General features: G+C 71.1%; 16 protein-coding genes. 7 read left to right on the top strand and 9 right to left on the bottom strand.

Going from position 1 to position 16,831, the window contains the following annotated elements; translation table 11 throughout:
- Positions 1-1,209, bottom strand: a complete 1,209-nt coding sequence (locus tag ACIBHY_RS37935) for a cytochrome P450 (RefSeq protein ID WP_397309239.1) — start codon at positions 1,207-1,209, stop codon at positions 1-3.
- A gap of 115 nt (positions 1,210-1,324) precedes the next feature.
- Between ACIBHY_RS37935 and ACIBHY_RS37940 the strand changes: the two genes are divergently transcribed.
- Together ACIBHY_RS37940 and ACIBHY_RS37945 are read left to right on the top strand one after the other, a co-directional pair.
- Complete coding sequence (locus ACIBHY_RS37940) at positions 1,325-2,689, top strand: FAD-binding oxidoreductase (RefSeq protein WP_397309240.1); 1,365 nt, start codon at positions 1,325-1,327, stop codon at positions 2,687-2,689.
- A gap of 19 nt (positions 2,690-2,708) precedes the next feature.
- Positions 2,709-3,341 (top strand): GNAT family N-acetyltransferase, encoded by a 633-nt coding sequence (locus ACIBHY_RS37945; RefSeq protein ID WP_397309241.1) that lies wholly within the window; start codon positions 2,709-2,711, stop codon positions 3,339-3,341.
- On the opposite strand, the gene ACIBHY_RS37950 is transcribed toward ACIBHY_RS37945, so the two are convergent.
- Positions 3,298-4,275 carry an AraC family transcriptional regulator gene (locus ACIBHY_RS37950; RefSeq protein ID WP_397309242.1) on the bottom strand — a complete coding sequence of 326 codons (978 nt, stop codon included), beginning with the start codon at positions 4,273-4,275 and terminating at the stop codon, positions 3,298-3,300. The genes ACIBHY_RS37945 and ACIBHY_RS37950 overlap by 44 nt on opposite strands.
- Positions 4,276-4,364: 89 nt before the next feature.
- Between ACIBHY_RS37950 and ACIBHY_RS37955 the strand changes: the two genes are divergently transcribed.
- On the top strand, positions 4,365-4,922 hold the full coding sequence (locus tag ACIBHY_RS37955; protein WP_397252069.1) for an NADPH-dependent FMN reductase: 558 nt from the start codon (positions 4,365-4,367) through the stop codon (positions 4,920-4,922).
- On the opposite strand, the gene ACIBHY_RS37960 is transcribed toward ACIBHY_RS37955, so the two are convergent.
- From ACIBHY_RS37960 to ACIBHY_RS37970, 3 genes are read right to left on the bottom strand one after another with little or no spacing between them, the layout of a single operon-like run.
- Positions 4,912-6,858: an acetoacetate--CoA ligase gene (locus ACIBHY_RS37960; protein ID WP_397252070.1), complete on the bottom strand. Its 1,947-nt coding sequence runs from the start codon at positions 6,856-6,858 to the stop codon at positions 4,912-4,914. The genes ACIBHY_RS37955 and ACIBHY_RS37960 overlap by 11 nt on opposite strands.
- Positions 6,859-6,915: 57 nt before the next feature.
- Positions 6,916-7,773: a serine hydrolase gene (locus ACIBHY_RS37965; protein WP_397252071.1), complete on the bottom strand. Its 858-nt coding sequence runs from the start codon at positions 7,771-7,773 to the stop codon at positions 6,916-6,918.
- Entirely contained in the window at positions 7,770-8,687 is a 918-nt protein-coding gene (locus tag ACIBHY_RS37970; RefSeq protein WP_397252072.1) for a LysR family transcriptional regulator, read from the bottom strand. Before ACIBHY_RS37970 ends, ACIBHY_RS37965 begins: the two co-directional genes overlap by 4 nt.
- A gap of 87 nt (positions 8,688-8,774) precedes the next feature.
- Here ACIBHY_RS37970 and ACIBHY_RS37975 point away from each other — a divergent pair, with 87 nt between their 5' ends.
- Entirely contained in the window at positions 8,775-10,409 is a 1,635-nt protein-coding gene (locus ACIBHY_RS37975; protein ID WP_397309243.1) for a penicillin-binding transpeptidase domain-containing protein, read from the top strand.
- Between the two features lie 177 nt (positions 10,410-10,586).
- Here the strand turns inward: ACIBHY_RS37975 and ACIBHY_RS37980 are convergent, their stop codons facing one another.
- Positions 10,587-11,294 carry an HAD family hydrolase gene (locus ACIBHY_RS37980; RefSeq protein WP_397252074.1) on the bottom strand — a complete coding sequence of 236 codons (708 nt, stop codon included), beginning with the start codon at positions 11,292-11,294 and terminating at the stop codon, positions 10,587-10,589.
- A 188-nt stretch (positions 11,295-11,482) separates the two neighbouring features.
- Here ACIBHY_RS37980 and ACIBHY_RS37985 point away from each other — a divergent pair, with 188 nt between their 5' ends.
- The 3 genes from ACIBHY_RS37985 (at position 11,483) to ACIBHY_RS37995 (ending at position 14,547) form a co-directional block, all read left to right on the top strand.
- The gene (locus ACIBHY_RS37985) at positions 11,483-12,688 is read left to right on the top strand and encodes a sensor histidine kinase (protein WP_397309244.1); all 1,206 of its coding nucleotides are present in this window, start codon (positions 11,483-11,485) and stop codon (positions 12,686-12,688) included.
- A complete protein-coding gene (locus ACIBHY_RS37990) occupies positions 12,678-13,373 on the top strand; it encodes a response regulator (RefSeq protein WP_397252076.1) in 696 nt (231 codons plus the stop codon). Before ACIBHY_RS37985 ends, ACIBHY_RS37990 begins: the two co-directional genes overlap by 11 nt.
- Before the next feature lie 106 nt (positions 13,374-13,479).
- The gene (locus tag ACIBHY_RS37995; RefSeq protein ID WP_397309245.1) at positions 13,480-14,547 is read left to right on the top strand and encodes a hypothetical protein; all 1,068 of its coding nucleotides are present in this window, start codon (positions 13,480-13,482) and stop codon (positions 14,545-14,547) included.
- A 4-nt stretch (positions 14,548-14,551) separates the two neighbouring features.
- Here ACIBHY_RS37995 and ACIBHY_RS38000 read toward each other — a convergent pair whose 3' ends face one another.
- The 3 genes from ACIBHY_RS38000 to ACIBHY_RS38010 form a co-directional block, all read right to left on the bottom strand.
- The gene (locus ACIBHY_RS38000; protein ID WP_397252078.1) at positions 14,552-15,505 is read right to left on the bottom strand and encodes a DNA polymerase domain-containing protein; all 954 of its coding nucleotides are present in this window, start codon (positions 15,503-15,505) and stop codon (positions 14,552-14,554) included.
- A gap of 48 nt (positions 15,506-15,553) precedes the next feature.
- Entirely contained in the window at positions 15,554-16,180 is a 627-nt protein-coding gene (locus ACIBHY_RS38005) for an HAD family hydrolase (protein ID WP_397252079.1), read from the bottom strand.
- Between the two features lie 107 nt (positions 16,181-16,287).
- A complete protein-coding gene (locus ACIBHY_RS38010; protein WP_397252080.1) occupies positions 16,288-16,740 on the bottom strand; it encodes a DUF2690 domain-containing protein in 453 nt (150 codons plus the stop codon).
- Between the last annotated feature and the right edge of the window lie 91 nt (positions 16,741-16,831).

The following is a 16,831-nucleotide window of genomic DNA, read 5'->3' on the forward strand; positions in this document are numbered from 1 at the left end:
TCACGCGTCCCAGGTGACCGGGAGGCTGTTGACCCCGAAGATGTCGGCGGTCTCAGGACGCAGCACGACCTCTTCAGCCGGTACGGCCAGCCGCAGCGTCGGGAATCGCTTGACCAGCGCGGCGAAGGCCACCCGCATCTCGATCCTGGCCAGCTGCTGCCCCAGGCACTGGTGGATGCCGTGCCCGAAGGCCAGATGGCCGCCGTCCTGCCGGCGCAGATCCAGAACGTGCGGATCGGAGAACCGCTCCGGGTCACGATTGGCCGTGTTGTACGACAGGATCACCGCCGTCCCCGCCGCGATGGTCTGCCCGCCCAGCTCGACGTCCTCCAGGGCCGTCCGCATGGACGTCTTCGCCACGGTCAGATACCGCAGCAGTTCCTCCACGGCCCGCTCGGTGAGCGAAGGGTCGGCCCGCAGCGCGGCCAGCTGCGCCGGGTTGCGCAGCAACGCGAACGTGCCCAGGGCCAGCATGTTCGCGGTGGTGTCCAGCCCGGCCGCCAGGAGAACCAGAGCGACCCCGCGCAGCTCCTCGTCGGTCAGGTCGCCGTCAAGGAGGTCGCTGAGCACGTCGTCGGTGGGGTTGGCGCGCTTGGCCGCGACCAGCTCGGCGAGGTAGGCCTGTACCGCGGTATAGGCGGCGATCAGCTCCTCGTCGGGGGTCTGACCGTCCATGAACTTCTCGACGTTCGCCTGGAAAGTGCCCCGATCCTCATAGGGCACGCCGAGCAGCTCGCAGATCATGACGGCCGGAACCGGCTTGGCGAAGGCGGTCACCAGATCGGTGGGCGGCCCGGCCTTCTCCATGGCGTCCAGGTGCTCGGCGGTGACCTGCTCGATCCGCTCGGTGAGCTGCCGCATCCGCCGTACCGTGAACTTGCCCGCCAGCGGCTTGCGGTAGCGGCTGTGCTGCGGATCGTCCATCAGCAGGAACTCACCCGGCGGCGCCGGCGGCACCTCGATGTCACCGAAGTCGATCAGCGGATGATGACGCATCAGCTCCTTGCGCGAGCTGAACCGCGAGTCCGCCAGTGCCGCTCGAACCAGGTCGTAGCCGGTGACCAGCCAGCCTTCGTGCCCGTCGGGGAAGGTGAACCGGCTGATCGGACCATGGTCGCGCGCCTCGACCAGTTCCTTGGGCGGGTCGAAGGGACAGCCGGGCTGACGGGCCGCCGGCATCGTCGTGACGGTGTGGAGAGATTCGCTCATGGCGCCCACCCTCACCGACCGCCCTGACACAGAACCGTCACCGCGCTGACACGGCGCCGGGGAAGGTGATGGAGTCGTAACCAACCCGTCGGCCACCGGCCTCGTCACATGAGCTGTGAACCGCCGTGACTTTCTGGGCGCCGCCGCGCTGGTCCCCCTGTCCCTCTCCACCGCGCCACCCGACTGGGCGGGCCTGCGCCGCGGGCTCAAGGGCACTCTGGTTCGCCCCGGCGACGCCGCGTACGACCGGTCGAAGCGCCTGTACAACCCGGCCTTCGACCGCATCCGCCCAGGCGGCATCGCGTACTGCGAAACATCAGAAGATGTTGCGAAATGTCTGGCGTTTGCCCGGCGCACCGGCGTCGCGGTCACCGCGCGTTCGGGCGGGCACTCCTACGCGGGCTGGTCCACCGGCTCCGGCCTCGTCGTCGACCTGTCGCGCTTGAACGCCGTCACCCACCGCGCGGGCCTGGCCACGATCGGGCCGGGCGCCAAGCTCATGGACGTCTACGCCAAGCTCGCCGGGCACGGGGTGAGCATCCCGGCCGGCTCCTGCCCCACGGTCGGCGTGGGCGGGCTGGCGCTGGGCGGCGGGATCGGCGCGGTCTCCAGGAAGTACGGGCTGACCTGCGACCGGCTGGTCTCCGTGCGGGTGGTCACCGCCGACGGGCGGGTTCTGGACTGCGACGCCATCCGGCATCCCGCGCTGTTCTGGGCCTGCCGCGGCGGTGGCGGCGGCAACTTCGGCGTCGCCACCTCGTTCACGTTCCGCACCCACACCGCGCGTGAGATCGGCCATTTCTTCCTGCGCTGGCCCTGGTCGAAGGCGGCCGCCGCGGTCGCCGCCTGGCAGGCCTGGGCGCCGGGCGCGCCCGACGAGCTGTGGTCGACGCTGCACCTGATACGCGACCGCGGTGGCCTCCACGTCCAGCTCGCCGGGACCTACCTGGGCGGCCTGACCGGGCTCAACCGGCACCTCGCCGCGCTGGTGGCCAAGGTCGGGCAGCCGGAGTCCCGTTCGGCGCGGGTGGTGCCGTACCTGACGGCGATGCGGATCATGGCCGGCGGGCCGGGACCGCGCACGACGTTCTCCGCCAAGTCGCACCTCGCCTACGGCAGGCTCCCCGCCGCGGGCATCGCCGAACTGGTCGCCTGGGTGGCCAGGCCGGGCCAGCACGCGGTGCTGCTGGACGCGTTCGGCGGCGCGATCGGCCGGGTGGGCGTGCGCGACACCGCCTTCCCGCACCGGGCGGCGCTCTACAGCGTCCAGTACTACGCCGACGGCACCTCCCGCACCTGGCTGCGCGGCGTCCACGGCGAGATGCGCGCGTTCCTGGGCGACCACGCCTACGTGAACTACATCGACCCCGACCTGCGCGCGTGGCGCTCGGCCTACTACGGCCCGAACGCCGCCCGGCTGGCCGAGGTCAAGGCGGCCTACGACCCGGGCCGGGTATTTCGGTTGCCCCAGGGCGTCTAGCTGGCATAAACCTGCATGCATGCGTCATTGGCCCCTTTTCAAGCTCCGGATCACCACCCCGAACCTCCAGCTCCACATGCCGTCGTTCGCCGAGCTCGACGAGCTGGCCGAGCGGGCCGCCGAAGGCGTGCACGAGGAGGGATTCATGCCCTTCGTCATCCCGTGGACGGAGGCGGAGCCCGGCGAGCGGGCCAAGGCGACGGTGCTCTACCACTTCAAGTCCTGGGGCACTTGGAAGCCGGAGGACTGGACGGCGAACTTCGTGGTGGTCCGCGACGGCCAGGTGGTCGGTACGCAGGAAGTGGCGGCGTGCGACTTCGCGGTCACCCGCGAGGTGGTCACCGGCTCCTGGCTGGGCCGCCGCTTCCACGGCCAGGGCATCGGCACCGAGATGCGCAAGGCCGCGCTGCATCTGGCCTTCGAGGGGCTGGGCGCGCGCTGGGCCAGGACGGTGGCGTTCGAGGACAATCTGCCCTCGCTCGGCGTGACCAGGAAACTCGGCTACCGCGAGGACGGTGTCCAGGTCGACAACCGCAAGGGCGAGGCGGTCCCGAGCAAGCGTTTCCGCATGGCCCGCGAGGACTGGAAGCCGGAGGAGGGCTACACGATCACCGGGCTGGAGCCGTGCCTGCCGCATCTGGGAGCGCGCTGATCGTCGGCAGCCTGCACGACTCGCGGCGGAACTTGCCGGGGGCCAGGCCGTACTCGCGCTTGAAGGCGTTGGCGAAGGCGAACTCCGAGCCGTAGCCGACCCGCGCGGAGATCTCCCCGAGCGGAGCGTCGCTCTCGCGCAGCAGGTGGGCGGCGGTGCTCAGCCGCCACCACGTCAGGTAGCCGAGCGGCGGCTGACCGACCAGCTGCGTGAAGCGGCGGGAGAAGGCGGCCCGCGACAGGCCCGCCTCGCGGCCGAGCGACTCGACCGTCCACGGGGCCGCGGGGTCGCGGTGAATGGCGTCGAGGGCGGCCCTGATCGACGGGTCGGTCAGCGCCCGCGCCCAGTTGTCGACCTTGCAGTGCTCGTGCGAGCCGTCGAACCAGGTGCGCAGGATCAGCAGCAGAAGCATGTCGAGCAGCGAGGAGACGAGCAGGTCGGCCCCGGCGCGCGGGCGGTCGATCTCCGCGCCGAGCAGGTCGACGGCGGCGCGCAGCTCGGGATGGTGGCCGAGGCGGGCGGGCAGGTGGACGACCTCGGGCAGCGAACGCAGGATCGGGTGGAGCCTGGAGGGGTCGAGCCGGTAGCCGCCGCCCAGCAGCACCGTGCCGGGACCGTCGCCGCCCAGGACGGCGGAGGCGAACAGCTCGGGCTCCCCGTCGCCGCAGTCGGCCGTGGCGATCGCGCTGTCGGGCGAGTCGGCCAGCACGTAGGCGTGGCCTTGCGGGAGGAACACGACGTCGCCGACACTCAGCGCGATGGGCTCGCCCTCGGGCGGAAGCAGCCAGCACGAACCTTGCAGGACCACCTGGAAACCGGCGGCCGAACCCGCCGCGGCGGGGAAGGCGTGGCCCCAGGGGGCGCGCCACTCGACCCGGACCGAGTTGGCCCGCCCGACGCGCATGGAGGCGATCACGTCACTCAGCAGATCCACACCGGCAGTATAGCTCTCAAGACGCTCGCGTATAAAATGCAGACGACAGCGCATTGGATGTCTTCATCCGCTTTCCTACTCTGGAACGCATGACGAAGATCGGCATCATCATCGGCAGCACCCGTCCCGGCCGCAACGGCGAGGCCGTCGCCCGCTGGGTTCACGAACTGGCCACCAAGCGCGACGACGCCGCGTACGAACTGATCGACCTCAAGGACCATCGGCTGCCGCACCTGGACGAGGCGCTGGCGGCGGCCTCCGGCGTTTACGACCACCCGCACACCAAGACCTGGTCGGAGACGATCGCCGGATACGACGGCTTCGTCTTCGTGACCCCGGAGTACAACCGGGGCACCCCGGGCGTGCTGAAGACCGCCATCGACTTCCTGTACGCCGAATGGCATGACAAGTCCGCCGGAGTCGTCGGCTACGGCGTGAGCGGCGGCGTACGTGCGGCCGAGCACCTGCGGCAGGTGCTCGGCCAGGTCAAGGTGGCCAACGTGCAGGCCGGCGTGGAGCTGCTGCTGCACGCCGACTTCGAGGACTTCAGCGTCTTCAGGCCGCGCCCCCACCAGGACGACCAGGTCACGATGATGCTCGACCAGGTCGTCGCCTGGAGCCGGGCGCTGGCCGCGGTCAGGGCCTGAAGTGGCGCAGCACCTCGGGGTTGGCCATGGCGTCGGGGTTGGCGGCCTGCTCGACGGGGGTGCCGAGCAGAATCTTGCGCACCGGCACCTCCAGCTTCTTGCCCGACAGGGTCCGCGGGATGCCGGGCACCTCGCGGATCTCGTTGGGCACGTGCCGGGGTGACAGCTCTTCGCGCAGCGTGGTCTTCAGCGCCGCCACCAGCTCGTCGGTGAGCGTGGCCCCCTCGGCCAGCGTGACGTAGAGCAGCAGGCGGCCCTCCTGGCCGAGCTGCCCGGTGTCGATGACCAGGCTGTCGGCGATCTCCTCGAAGCGCTCGACGACCCGGTAGAACTCGCTGGTGCCCATCCGCACGCCGCCGCGGTTCAGCGTCGAGTCGGAGCGGCCGTAGATCACGCAGGAGCCGTCTTCGTTGATCTTGATCCAGTCGCCGTGCCGCCAGACGCCCGGATAGACGTCGAAGTAGCTGTCGCGGTAGCGCTCGCCGCCGGGGTCGTTCCAGAACATCACCGGCATCGAGGGCATCGGCGCGGTCAGCACCAGCTCGCCCACCTCGCCGATCACCGGCTTGCCCGTCGGGTCGAAGGAGGCGATGGCCGCGCCCAGCGACCGGCACGGGATCACGCCCGCCCTGATCTCGTGCAGAGGCGTGGCGCCGACGAAGCCGGTGCACACGTCCGTGCCGCCGGAGAACGAGCCCAGCGGCACGCCGGGCAGCGTCTCGGCCACCCACGCGAACCCCTCGGGCGGCAGGGGGGATCCGGTCGAGCCGATACCCCGCAGCCGGTCGAGGCCGGCCGGCCGTACCTCTGACTTCATCGAGGCGATGATGTACGGCGCGCCGACCCCGAAGTACGTGACGCCCTCGTCGGCGGCGATCTTCCACAGGTCGTTGGGCGCCCCGTCGTACAGGACCGGCACCGCGTCGACCAGCAAGGCCCCGATGAGGTAGTTCCACATCATCCAGCCCGTGGTGGTGTACCAGAAGAACACATCCCCTTCACCGAGGTCCTGGTGGAAGGAGAGCGACTTCAGGTGCTCCAGCACCACGCCGCCGTGCCCGTGCACGATCGGCTTGGGCAGCCCGGTGGTTCCGCTGGAGTAGAGGATCCACAGCGGGTGACCGAAGGGCACGCGCTCGAACTCCAGCGGCCCCTCCTCCGCGCGCAGCCCCTCCCAGCCCACCACCTCGCCGGACGGCACCGCGGCGGCGTGGCCGGGCGCGGGCTCGGCCCGCTGCGGCGGGCGGCCCTCCTCGGCGGCGGTCAGGTACGGGATCCACACGGTCGCGCGCAGCGAGGGCAGCGCGGCGGCGATCTCGGCGACGGCGGCCGAGCGGTCGAAGCTCTTGCCATTGTACGCGTAGCCGTCGACCGCGATCAGCACCTTGGGCGCGATCTGCCGGAACCGGTCGACGATGCTGGGCACGCCGAAGTCGGGCGAACCGGCCGACCAGATCGCCCCCAGCGAGGCGGTGGCGAGGAAGGCGATGAGCGCCTGCGGGATGTTCGGCAGGTAGCCGGCGACGCGGTCGCCGCGCCCCACGCCGAGCCGCACCAGACCGGCGCGGACCCTGCCCACCTCCGAGCGCAGCTCGTCGTAGCCGATCTCCTGGCGGGCGCCGTCCTCGGAGACGAAGACGACCGCGGTGCCCTCGCCGCGGGCGAGCGCGTTCTCGGCGTAGTTCAGCGAGGAGCCGGAGAACCACTCCGCGCCCGGCATCGTCCCCGTGAGGACGGGCCCGTCGCCGCGCTCGCCGACCACCTCGAAGTAGTCCCAGAGCGACTGCCAGAACTCCGCCGGGCTGTCGACCGACCACTGCCACACGTCCTCGTACCGCGCGCCGATCCGGTCCTGCTCACGCAGGTAGGCGGTCAGCTTGGCCCGCCCGACCACCTCGGCGGTCGGCTCCCAGACAAGTGCACCTTCCTCAACCATGCGCCCATCCTGTCGTTCGCCAGGTGGAAAGTCACACTCGACCGCCCACACATCCCGCTACCTTCTTAGGTGGTCAACCGCCATATGCGCCGCCGTGCCGATGATCGCGTCGGCCCTCGGCTGGTTCACCGCGGGGCTGAACGATCGGGTGAAAACGGCCACGGCGTAGCGGCCGCCATCGGGATACTCCACTACCCCCGCTTCGTTGCGAATAGTCGGCAGAGTGCCGGTCTTTCCGCTGACGTCCACATCGTCGTACGGGAAGCCCGCCGCCAGCCGGTGCGGCCACACCTGCAGCGCGAACACCTCGCGCATCCACCCGCACAGCTCGGCCGAGGCCGCCTCGTCCCGCCAGATCATCGCGAACAGCCGCGTCAGCTCCCGCGGCGTGCTGCTGTTGGTCCGCGCCGGGTCCAGCGCCCGCATCCGCGCCAGCTCGTCGAGGTCCTGGAACGGCCAGCCGTGCCCGCTGTCCTCGGCCATGCTGTCCAGCATCGTCGCGCCGTTCATGGTCACCCGGGTTCGGTGGAGCCCGAACCCCGCCAGCATGGCGTTGACCGCGTCCAGCCCCACCCGCTCGACCAGCACGTCGGCGGAGGCGTTGTCGCTGACCGCGATCATCAGGTACGCCAGGTCGCGCAGCGAGATCGTCACCTCGTCCCGCATCGCCGAGAGCCCCGTCGGCCCCGACGTACGCCCCGCCGCCGGCACCAGCACCCGCTCCGCCAGATCGACCCGGCCCGCGTCGGCCTGCCTGCACAGCTCCACGAGCAGCGGCACCTTGAACACCGAGGCGATCGGCCTGGCCTCGTCCGGCTGGTAGCCGCACTCGCGCCCGCCGTCGATGTCGACCGCGTGCAGCCACCCCTCGACCCCGGCCGCCGCGAACACCTCGCCCAGCTCGATCTCGTTCATGCCAGCGCCCCCGGCCTGCGGCTGACCCGCCGCACGGGCGCCGAGCTCTGTTCCGCCATCCCGGCGCTCTCCTTCAGTGTTCGTACGGCCGCCGCCGAGAAGTCGGCCACCGTGTCGGAGGCCACCCGCCACGCGGTGGAGATCCGGTAGGACAGCGGCGAACCGATCAGCGGCCGCCAGACCAGCCCCGGCGACTCCTGCCGTGGCCCGAACGCGACCGCGGCCCCGGCCATGACCAGCCCGAGGCCCGACCCTTCGTGCACCTGCGCGGGTACGTACCCACGGCGACGGCATTCTGCCAGCGCCTCCGCGTGCATGCCCGGCTCGCCCTCCTTCGGCGGCATGAGCAGCTCGCGCCCGGCGAGGTCGGCCAGGTGCACCTCGGCGCGCTGGGTCAGCTCGTCGCCCTCGGCCAGCAGCACGCCCTGGGGCTGGACGAGGGTCTGGCCGAAGTACAGGCCGGGGGCGGTGACCGGGTGCCGGACGACGCCGACGTCGATCGTGCCGGCGGCCAGGGCGGCCACCTGGTCGGCGGTCCAGATCTCGGCGGGCGCCAGCCGTACCTCGGGATGGCTCTCGCGGAAGCCCGCGACCAGGGCGGCGATCACCGCGGCGGCCAGGTCGGGCGGGACGCCCACCTTGAGCACCGCGCCCTCACCGTGCCTGGCCAGCTCGCGCAGGCGGTCGACCCGGGCGACGATCTCGCGGGCCTCACCGAGCAGGAGGCGGCCCGCCTCGGTCAGGCGGACCTGGCGCGCGGAGCGGTCGAACAGGCGCACGCCGAGCTCCTCCTCCAGGCGCTTGATGCGCTGGCTGAGCGGCGGCTGGGCCATGCCGAGGCGGATGGCGGCGTTGCCGAAGTGAAGTTCCTCCGCCACCACGGTGAAGTAGCGCAGGTGCCGGACGAGGTCCATGGCCAGCGATGATATCCGGATTTATATCTACTCTGGGCCTATATCCATATTGGACATGGTTTGGTGGTGTCTGGTGTTCTCTGCGTCATGGCTATGACAGGGGGACCGATGCTCGGCGAGTCGCGGCAGGAGGGGCCGCCACGGCGACGACGGCGGCGCAGGTGGCCGTGGGTGGTCGCGGGGGTGCTCGTTCCCGCCGTCGCGGCGGGCGGCGTCGTCTGGGCCCTGCGTACCGAGGGCTCGGCCGAGAAGACCGCCGACGCCTATCTGTCGGCCTGGTCGAGCAACGACTACGCCGCCATGAAGGCGCTGGTGGCCGATCCGCCCAAGGACTTCGTCGAGTGGCACGAGAAGGTACGCCGCGACCTCAAGCTGGAACGGCAGTCGTTCACCGCGATCAGGAGCGGTGGGGTGTTCGCCTCCGACGCGGCCGATCGCGGCTACGAGAGCTTCGGGGCCAGGCTCATCGGGCGAGGGCCCGACCTGGACTACGAGGGCGAACTCAAGCTGGTCGAGAAGGACCGGCGCTGGATGGTCGCCTGGACGCCCGCCACCATCCACCCCGAGCTCAAGCCCGGCCGGTCGCTGCGGCTGGTGACCGGCAAGGACGAGAACGTGCCCGTCCTGGCGGCGGGCGGCACGCGCATCGACTCCGCGGACGTGCCCGGTTCCGTCCAGCAGATCGTGGCCGGGCTGAAGGCGAAGTACGTCGACCGGCTACGCGTGCCCAACACCGCCAAGATCAACCTGTACGAGGACGGCGACAAGCTGGTCAAAACCCTCGAAGAGGTCAGCGCGGCGAAGCGGGCGCCGTTCCAGACCACGCTCGACCTGCGCGTGCACGCGGCCGGGGCGAAAGCGCTCCGGCTCACCAAGAAGCCCGCCGCGCTGGTCGCCCTGCGCCCCTCAACCGGCGAGATCCTGGCCGTCGTCAACAACCGGGGCGGGTTCGACCGGGCGCTCATGGGCAAGTACCCGCCCGGCTCCACCTTCAAGGTCGTCACCGCCTCCGCGCTCGTCGCCGACGGCGTCTCGGCCACCCAGACGGTCAAGTGCCCCGCCGAGCAGAACATCGGCGGCTTCCCCTTCCACAACGCCGGCTACAAGAACTACGGCAGCCTGCCGTTCCGTGACGCCTTCGCCCACTCGTGCAACACCACGTTCGGCGCCATGACCGTGGGCTCGCTCGGGGCCTCGCGGCTGGCCAAGGTCGCCGGGGACTTCGGCTTCGGCGTGCCCATCGACCCCGGCGTACCCGCGGTGCGGGCCGACTTCCCCGCCGCCAAGGACGACACCGACCTCGCCTCCGCCTCCATCGGTCAGGGCCGCGTCCTGGCCTCCCCCTTGAACATGGCCGCGGTGGCCGCCGCGATCGCCTCCGGCACGTGGCGCCCGCCCCGCCTCGTACCGGCCGAGCTGGTCCCGACCGACGGCGAGGCCCGCCGCCCGCTGGAGGACGACATCGTGAAGGCCCTGCGCACGCTGATGCCCGCCGTCGTCTCCGAGGGCACCGCCCAAGCAGCCCCCTTCCCCGCCGGTACGGCCGGCAAGACCGGCACCGCCGAGTACGGCTCAGGCAAGGAACCGCCGGCCCACTCGTGGTTCATCGGCTACAAGGGGGATTTGGCGTTCTCCGTCATCGTGGAGGGAGGCGGCGCCGGCTCCGCGGTAGCCGCCCCCATAGCCGCCTACTTCCTCAACAACCTCCCCACCCAGCCCTAACCACCCACACCCCGGACCCAGCCCCAGCACAACTACCCGGCAAACCCGAAAGCGCCACACCCGCAGACACCGGGACCGCGGGACACCCCCGAAGCGCCCACCGGGGCTCCTGAGCGCCACCACCCTCTGGGGTGCCGGGTAGTTGTGCCCGGCCGCTGCCCGGGGGTTGGGGTGGGGTTAGACGGCTTTGCGGTCGAGGGGGGAGGTGAGGCCGGCGACGGCGGCGACCACCTCGGAGGCGTTGGTCAGGTCGGGCAGGACCAGATCGGCCCCCGCCTCACGGAGTTCCGAGGCCATCGAGCGCCCGGAAGCCACCCCGATCATCGCCGCCCCACCGATCTTGGCCGCCTGGACGTCGCGGGTCGAGTCGCCGATCACCACCGTGTTGGCCACCGTGAACGGCGTGCCGGCCCGCTGCTTGGCCCGCCCCTGCGCCACCTGCAACAGGGTGGCCTTCGGGTAGACCTCCTCGCCATAGCCGCCGAGGTCGAAGTCGATGTGCTTGTCCAGCCCGAACGCCTTGAGCTTGTGCACCGCGTTGCTCTTGATGGTGCCGGTCAGCACCGTCTGGATCACCCCGTCGAGCCGGGCCACGGCCTTGAGCGCGTCCTTGGCCCCGGCCATCATCCGCCCCTCCTTGGCCAGCCGCTTGCGCCGGTCGGCGAAGGCCATGGCCAGCGCCGACAGGAACTTGGGCAGGTGGGCGTCCTCGGCCACGATCCCGTTGACGGCCAGCGTCTCGAAGACGATCTCGGAGTCGGGCCGCCCCAGCGCCGGCACCAGTTTGACCAGGGGCCGCCCGGTCACGACCCGGAAGGCCTCCGCGTAGGCGTCGCGGGTCACGATCGCGACGTCGACCAGCGTGAGGTCGATGTTCCAGAGCACAAGGCGGTTGATGGCAGCCTCCTGAGGGGGTTCCTGTCAGGGTACGGCTCCCGCCCCCGCGAAGCTGCCCCGCCAGGGCATTTAAGCATGATTGCCGGTAGTGATGCTTTGTGAGAAGAAACCCGCTCATCATGACGACACGCAAGAATTGATCAAGCTTCTGACCTGGGAAAACTTATATTGACCCCGTGAGTGCCACAGCACGCCTCCGGCCGACGGCCCGATTCCTGGCGGGTGATCTGATCTGGATCGTCCCGCTGGCCGTCGCGAGCTGGGTGCTGGCCAACCTGTGGCCGCCCCACCAGCCCTGGGCGGACCTGGCGATGACGATCGCCCTGCTGGCGCCGATGATGTGGCGCCACCTGTATCCGGTGGGCGTGTTCACGCTGGTGTCCGCGCTCGCGCTGGTCCAGATGCTCAACGGCTGGCCACCGCTGCTGGCCGACCTGGGCGTCTGCATCGCGCTGGCGACCGTGGCCGTCAGCCGCAGCCTCGCGATCTCGCTGCCCGCGCTGATCCTCACCTGCACGGGCCACGTCGTCTGGGCGCTGGCCTACCCGACGTCGATGATGCCGTTCCCGTGGATGGCCAACCAGTTGTTGTTCATCGTGCTGGTCTGGTTCGCCGGACGCTACGTGCTGGCCAAGCGCATGGTCATGCAGGGCATCAGGGAGCGGCTGCTGCTCGCCGAGCGGGCCAGGGAGGGCGAGGCCCGCGCGGCGGTCGACCGCGAACGGCTGCGCATCGCCCGCGACCTGCACGACAGCGTGGCGCACAACGTGACCGTGATCATCACGCATGCCGAGGGCGCGCGGCTCGGGCTCGACGCCGATCCGGCAGGCGCCAAGGCCGCCCTGGCGCAGATCGCCGAGTGCGGCCGCTCCGCCCTGCACGACATGCGCGAACTGGTGAGCGCCCTGCGCGCCGGCTCCTGCCCGCGTCCGTGGCGCGAGGCGATCGACGACCTGGCCCAGCGGATGCGGCGCAGCGGCGTCCCCGGCATCGCGGTACGCGTCGAGGGCGAGCCGGACACCGCGCCGGACGAGGTGCTCCTGGCCGCCCAGCAGGTCGTCGGCGAGGCGCTGACGAACGTGCTCAAGCACGCCGGGCGCGGCGTCGCGGCCTCCGTGTTCGCCGCCTTCACCACGACCGGTGCCTACGTGAAGGTCGAGGACGACGGCGGCGGCCCGCTCGCGGCCGTCTCCCTGCCGGCCGGCGGCAACGGGCTGGTCGGGCTGCGGGAGCGGGTGCGCGGGCTCGGCGGCGAGTTCAGCGCCGGTGCGCGGCGTGGGGGCGGCTTCGTGGTCGAGGCGCGCCTGCCATACCCGATCCGACTGTCCTGCGCGGCCGAGGGCCGCCTGCCGTACGCGAAGGAGAGTGGCGATGCGGCCTGACGGCGAGAACCTCCTGCGGGTCCTGCTCGTGGACGACCAGGAGCTGATCCGCGCGGGCGTGCGGATGGTGCTGCGCTCGGCGCCGGACATCCTGGTGGTCGGCGAGGCGTCGGACGGCGCGCTGGCGCTGGTGGCGCTGCGCGAGACGCCGGCCGACGTCGTGCTCATGGACGTGCGCATGCACGGCATGGACGGGATCGAGGCCACCGCCCGCATGCGGACGGACTTCCCGGCCACGTGCGTCGTCCTGCTGACCGCCTTCGACGAGGACGGCCTGGTCAGAGCTGGGCTGGCGGCGGGAGCCGACGGGTTCGTGCTCAAGGACGCGCCGCCGGAGGAGCTGCTGCGCGCCATCCACACGGTCGCGGACGGCGGCGCCTACGTCTCCCCCATGCTCGCCAAGCGCCTGCTGGACGAGTACCGCCCGCAGCTCTACGAGGCCCCGGTGGCGGCGGGCAGCCTCGACGAGCTGACGCGACGGGAGCAGGAGGTGTTCACGCTGGTGGCGCGCGGGCTGACGAACTCCCAGATCGCCGAGCGGCTGTCGCTGTCGCCGGTCACCGTGCGCACCCACGTGGACAACGTGCTCGGCAAGCTGCACCTGCCGCACCGCAGCCGCCTCATCATCTTCGCCTACGAGAATGATCTGGTACGGCCTCAGCGTTTCGATGAGCCGCCAGCGTGAAGATGGTTGCCACGACCGTCTCTGGGGATGACGATAAGCGACATTTCACGACATAGCGTGATTTGCGGAGGTTAACGCTATGTGGAAGTGCGCTATAGGGCGTCACATGCTTTGCCTGGCGGCCTGCCTGGCCGCCGTCATCGCCGGTTCGGCGCTCATCATGGGCGCCTGGATCGGCAACGGCACGGAATCCGGGCGGCTGACCCAATGCTTCTCGTCCGAGCGCATGGACCTCGCGGTGCTGCCCGCCGGCTTCCCGCGCGAGGGCGGCCCGCCACAGATCCCCGGCCGGACGATCGCCGCCCTGCGCGCCCTCCCCGGCGTCACCGCCGTGCGCGAGGTGCGCGGCGGCACCGTACGGGCCAGCTGGCCGCGGGCCGATGCCACCGCGATGGAGGTCGTCGCGCTGCCCGCCAACGGCCTGCCCATGCTTCCCATCGTCCACGGCAGGCCGCCCGCCATCGACGGCGAGGCCGTCGTGGACGAGGCGACCGCCGTCTCCCACAGGCTCGGCGTCGGCAGCACCGTCACCGTCACCGACCCGCGCGGCACGCCGGTCCACCTGCGCGTGAGCGGCGTCCTCCAGGTCGACATGGACCAATCCATGATCGCCAGAGGTACGCTCGGCCTGAACCCGCAGACCGCCGCCGCCCTCGTCAGCCCGATCAGGCTCAGTGGCCTGCAGGTGACGCTCGACTCGGCCTCGCTCGCGGGACCGGTCCGCGACCAGGTCGCCGGCGAGCTGGGCTCCGCCTACACCGTCCACACCCGCCAGGACATCGCCGCCCGCCGCAGCGCCGACGCCGGCGTCATGAGCATCGCGCTGGCCACGCTCGGCATGACCGCCACCACGGTGGGCGCCGCCGCGAGCTGCTCGACCCTGGGCCGGCTGCGTTCCTACCTGCGCCAGTCCGCCGGCGCCCAGGTCGCCGCCCAGGGACGGCGGCGCATCCGCCGCATGATGGTCTACGACCGGCTCATCGGGTTCGCCACCGCGGCGACCGCCGGCGCCGGACTGGTCATCGGAACGCTCGTGCTGCTCGCGGGATCGGGCGCCGACCTGCCGTGCCTCAGCGTGTTCGCGATCTCCTCGACGCTCATGCTGCTGCCCTTGGCCGCCTACACCTGCGCCATGTTCCTCGCGCCCATCCCCGCCCTGCTCCGGCACTCCTGAGCGGTCAGGAGGTCTTGCGGGCGCGGGCGGCGCGGCGCTTGCCCTCGTGCATGGCCTGGACCCGGGCGATCGGGATGGTGTGGCCCTCGGCGACCAGGTCGTCGGGCAGGCGCTGGGGCTCCGGCATGGCCTCGGCCCACGGGTCGGCGCCGGACAGCAGGCCGGGCGCGGTGTGGATGGTGAAGTCGGACGGGCTCACCCGGTCCAGGTCCGCCCACGGGACGGGGAAGGAGACGGGGGCGCCGGGCCGTACCCGCGGACTGTAGGCCGCGACCACGGTCGCGCCGCCCGCGCGGGTGGAGTCCAGGAAGACCTTGCCACCGCGGTCCTCGCGGATGAACGCGGTGGTCGCCAGCGCCGGGTCCAGCCGCTCGGCGCGCGCGGCGACCGCGCGGGTCGCCGCGGCGAGATCCTCGACGCCCGTGCCCTCCGCGACCGGCACGAACACGTGCACGCCCTTGGCGCCGCTGGTCTTCACCGCCCCTTCCAGCCCGTCCGCCCGCAGCGCCGCCCGCACCAGCAGAGCAGCCTGTACGGCCAGCCCGAACGCCCCGTCCTCGGCCGGAGGATCGAGGTCGAGGATCAGATGCGTGGGCCGGTCCCCGCGAAACAGCGACGGGTGGTACTCGACGGCCCGCTGGTTGGCGAACCACAGCAGCGTCCGCCGGTCGCCGCACACGGCGTAGCGGACCTCGCGGTGGGAGCTCTCGGCCCACTGGGTGACGCTGTCGATCCACTCCGGCGCGTACTTGGGCAGGTTCTTCTGCATGAAAGGCGGCTGGCCCGGCCGCACCCGGATCACCGACAGGGCCCGCTCGTCCAGCGCCGCGACGAGCTGGCCGCTCACGGCGTCCAGGTAGTCGACCAGGTCCCGCTTGGTGGCCTCCGCCCCGTCGAACAGCGGCTGGCCGAGGTTGCTGAACTCGACCCCGTCTCGCGTCTCTTCCACCTTGCCCACCGACCCCACGATGCCCATCCCCGCCGCTCAGGTCAACGACGCGACCGCTCAGGCGTAGGAGAGGGCGTCGGCCAGGGTGTCGACCACGGGCAGGCCGGTGGCCTGGAGGTCGGCCCTGGTGGTCATGCCGCCGGTGTAGAGGACGGCTTGGGCGCCGACGTGCCGGGCGGCCAGCCCGTCGTCGACGCTGTCGCCGATCACCAGGACGTCGGCGGGCTCGACGCCGATGGCGGCCAGGTGGGTGCTCATGTGCGCCGCCTTCTCACCGCCGGTGGTGCCGAGCAGCCCGTCGATCCTGGTGAAGTGCTGGTGGATCGCGAACGACTCGACCAGCGGGACCAGGTGGGCGTGCGGCGCCATCGAGCAGAGCGACTGCGTGCCGTCCCAGCCCTGCAGCGCGGCCAGGGCGTCGGCGGCCAGGCCGCAGGCGACGCTCAGGCGGAAGTAGTGCTCGTGGAAGCCGTCGTCGAGCCGCTCCCACTCCCCGTCTTCGAGCGCGCGGCCGAGCATGCGCTCATAGGCCAGCCAGATCGGGCGGGTGTAGACGGCGCGGAAGCCGTCGGCGTCGAGGATGGGCAGTTCGTAGGGCTTGAAGACCTCGTTGGTCGCCCCGACGACCGCGTCGATGTCGTGGAAGAGGGTACCGTTCCAGTCCCAGATGATGTGCTTCGTCATGTCAGGACAATCGTATCGGCCGATCGCGACATTCCGGTGAACATGACGGAGCCGCGACCCGAAGGCCGCGGCTCCCCCGCGCGCTGATCAGCCGCGAGCCAGGGTGATCAGCCGCAGGCCTGCGCGGTCTTGCCGTTGGCCCAGGACTTGGTGTGCTTGGCCACGGCGTAGCCCCAGGCGCAGATGTTGGCGCCCTCGATCATGTCGCCCCAGTGGTGGCCACCGTTGCCCTTGCCGTAGTCGAAGTGGACCACCCTGTTGCCGTTGCCGTTGGGCTTGGCCAGGATGACGCGGATGAGGCCGGTGTCGAGCGGGGACACCCAGATCTCGGCCCAGTTGGTCTTGCACTTGCGCGACCACATCAGCTTGATCGTGCCGTACTTCTTGCCCGAACCCTTCTGGACCAGCGTGCTCTGCTTCGAGACGATCCCCGAGGCGGCACAGCCGGACTTGTACGGGTCCTTCCCGTCGTAACCCCGAGCGGCGTGCGCGGCGGGAGACATCATGGCCAGAAGCGCCCCCGTGGCCGCCACTCCGGCTACTGCGGCTCGGATTCTCACTGAGACAGACTCCTTCGTGTTATCCGATGTGTAAACCACGGCAGCCTACAAGGGAGGTTCACGAAAGAGTCAAGAACAATCTCCGAATTGG

The organism is Nonomuraea sp. NPDC050547, assembly GCF_044457345.1.
Taxonomy (GTDB): Bacteria; Actinomycetota; Actinomycetes; order Streptosporangiales; family Streptosporangiaceae; genus Nonomuraea.

What these genes read in the sequence shown, in the direction of transcription:
- ACIBHY_RS37935 (WP_397309239.1), bottom strand. Translation starts at nt 1,209, where the DNA reads ATGAGCGAATCTCTCCACACCGTCACGACGATGCCGGCGGCCCGTCAG.
- ACIBHY_RS37945 (WP_397309241.1), top strand. Translation starts at nt 2,709, where the DNA reads ATGCGTCATTGGCCCCTTTTCAAGCTCCGGATCACCACCCCGAACCTC.
- ACIBHY_RS37955 (WP_397252069.1), top strand. Translation starts at nt 4,365, where the DNA reads ATGACGAAGATCGGCATCATCATCGGCAGCACCCGTCCCGGCCGCAAC.
- ACIBHY_RS37960 (WP_397252070.1), bottom strand. Translation starts at nt 6,858, where the DNA reads ATGGTTGAGGAAGGTGCACTTGTCTGGGAGCCGACCGCCGAGGTGGTC.
- ACIBHY_RS37965 (WP_397252071.1), bottom strand. Translation starts at nt 7,773, where the DNA reads ATGAACGAGATCGAGCTGGGCGAGGTGTTCGCGGCGGCCGGGGTCGAG.
- ACIBHY_RS37970 (WP_397252072.1), bottom strand. Translation starts at nt 8,687, where the DNA reads ATGGACCTCGTCCGGCACCTGCGCTACTTCACCGTGGTGGCGGAGGAA.
- ACIBHY_RS37975 (WP_397309243.1), top strand. Translation starts at nt 8,775, where the DNA reads ATGGCTATGACAGGGGGACCGATGCTCGGCGAGTCGCGGCAGGAGGGG.
- ACIBHY_RS37990 (WP_397252076.1), top strand. Translation starts at nt 12,678, where the DNA reads ATGCGGCCTGACGGCGAGAACCTCCTGCGGGTCCTGCTCGTGGACGAC.
- ACIBHY_RS37995 (WP_397309245.1), top strand. Translation starts at nt 13,480, where the DNA reads ATGCTTTGCCTGGCGGCCTGCCTGGCCGCCGTCATCGCCGGTTCGGCG.
- ACIBHY_RS38005 (WP_397252079.1), bottom strand. Translation starts at nt 16,180, where the DNA reads ATGACGAAGCACATCATCTGGGACTGGAACGGTACCCTCTTCCACGAC.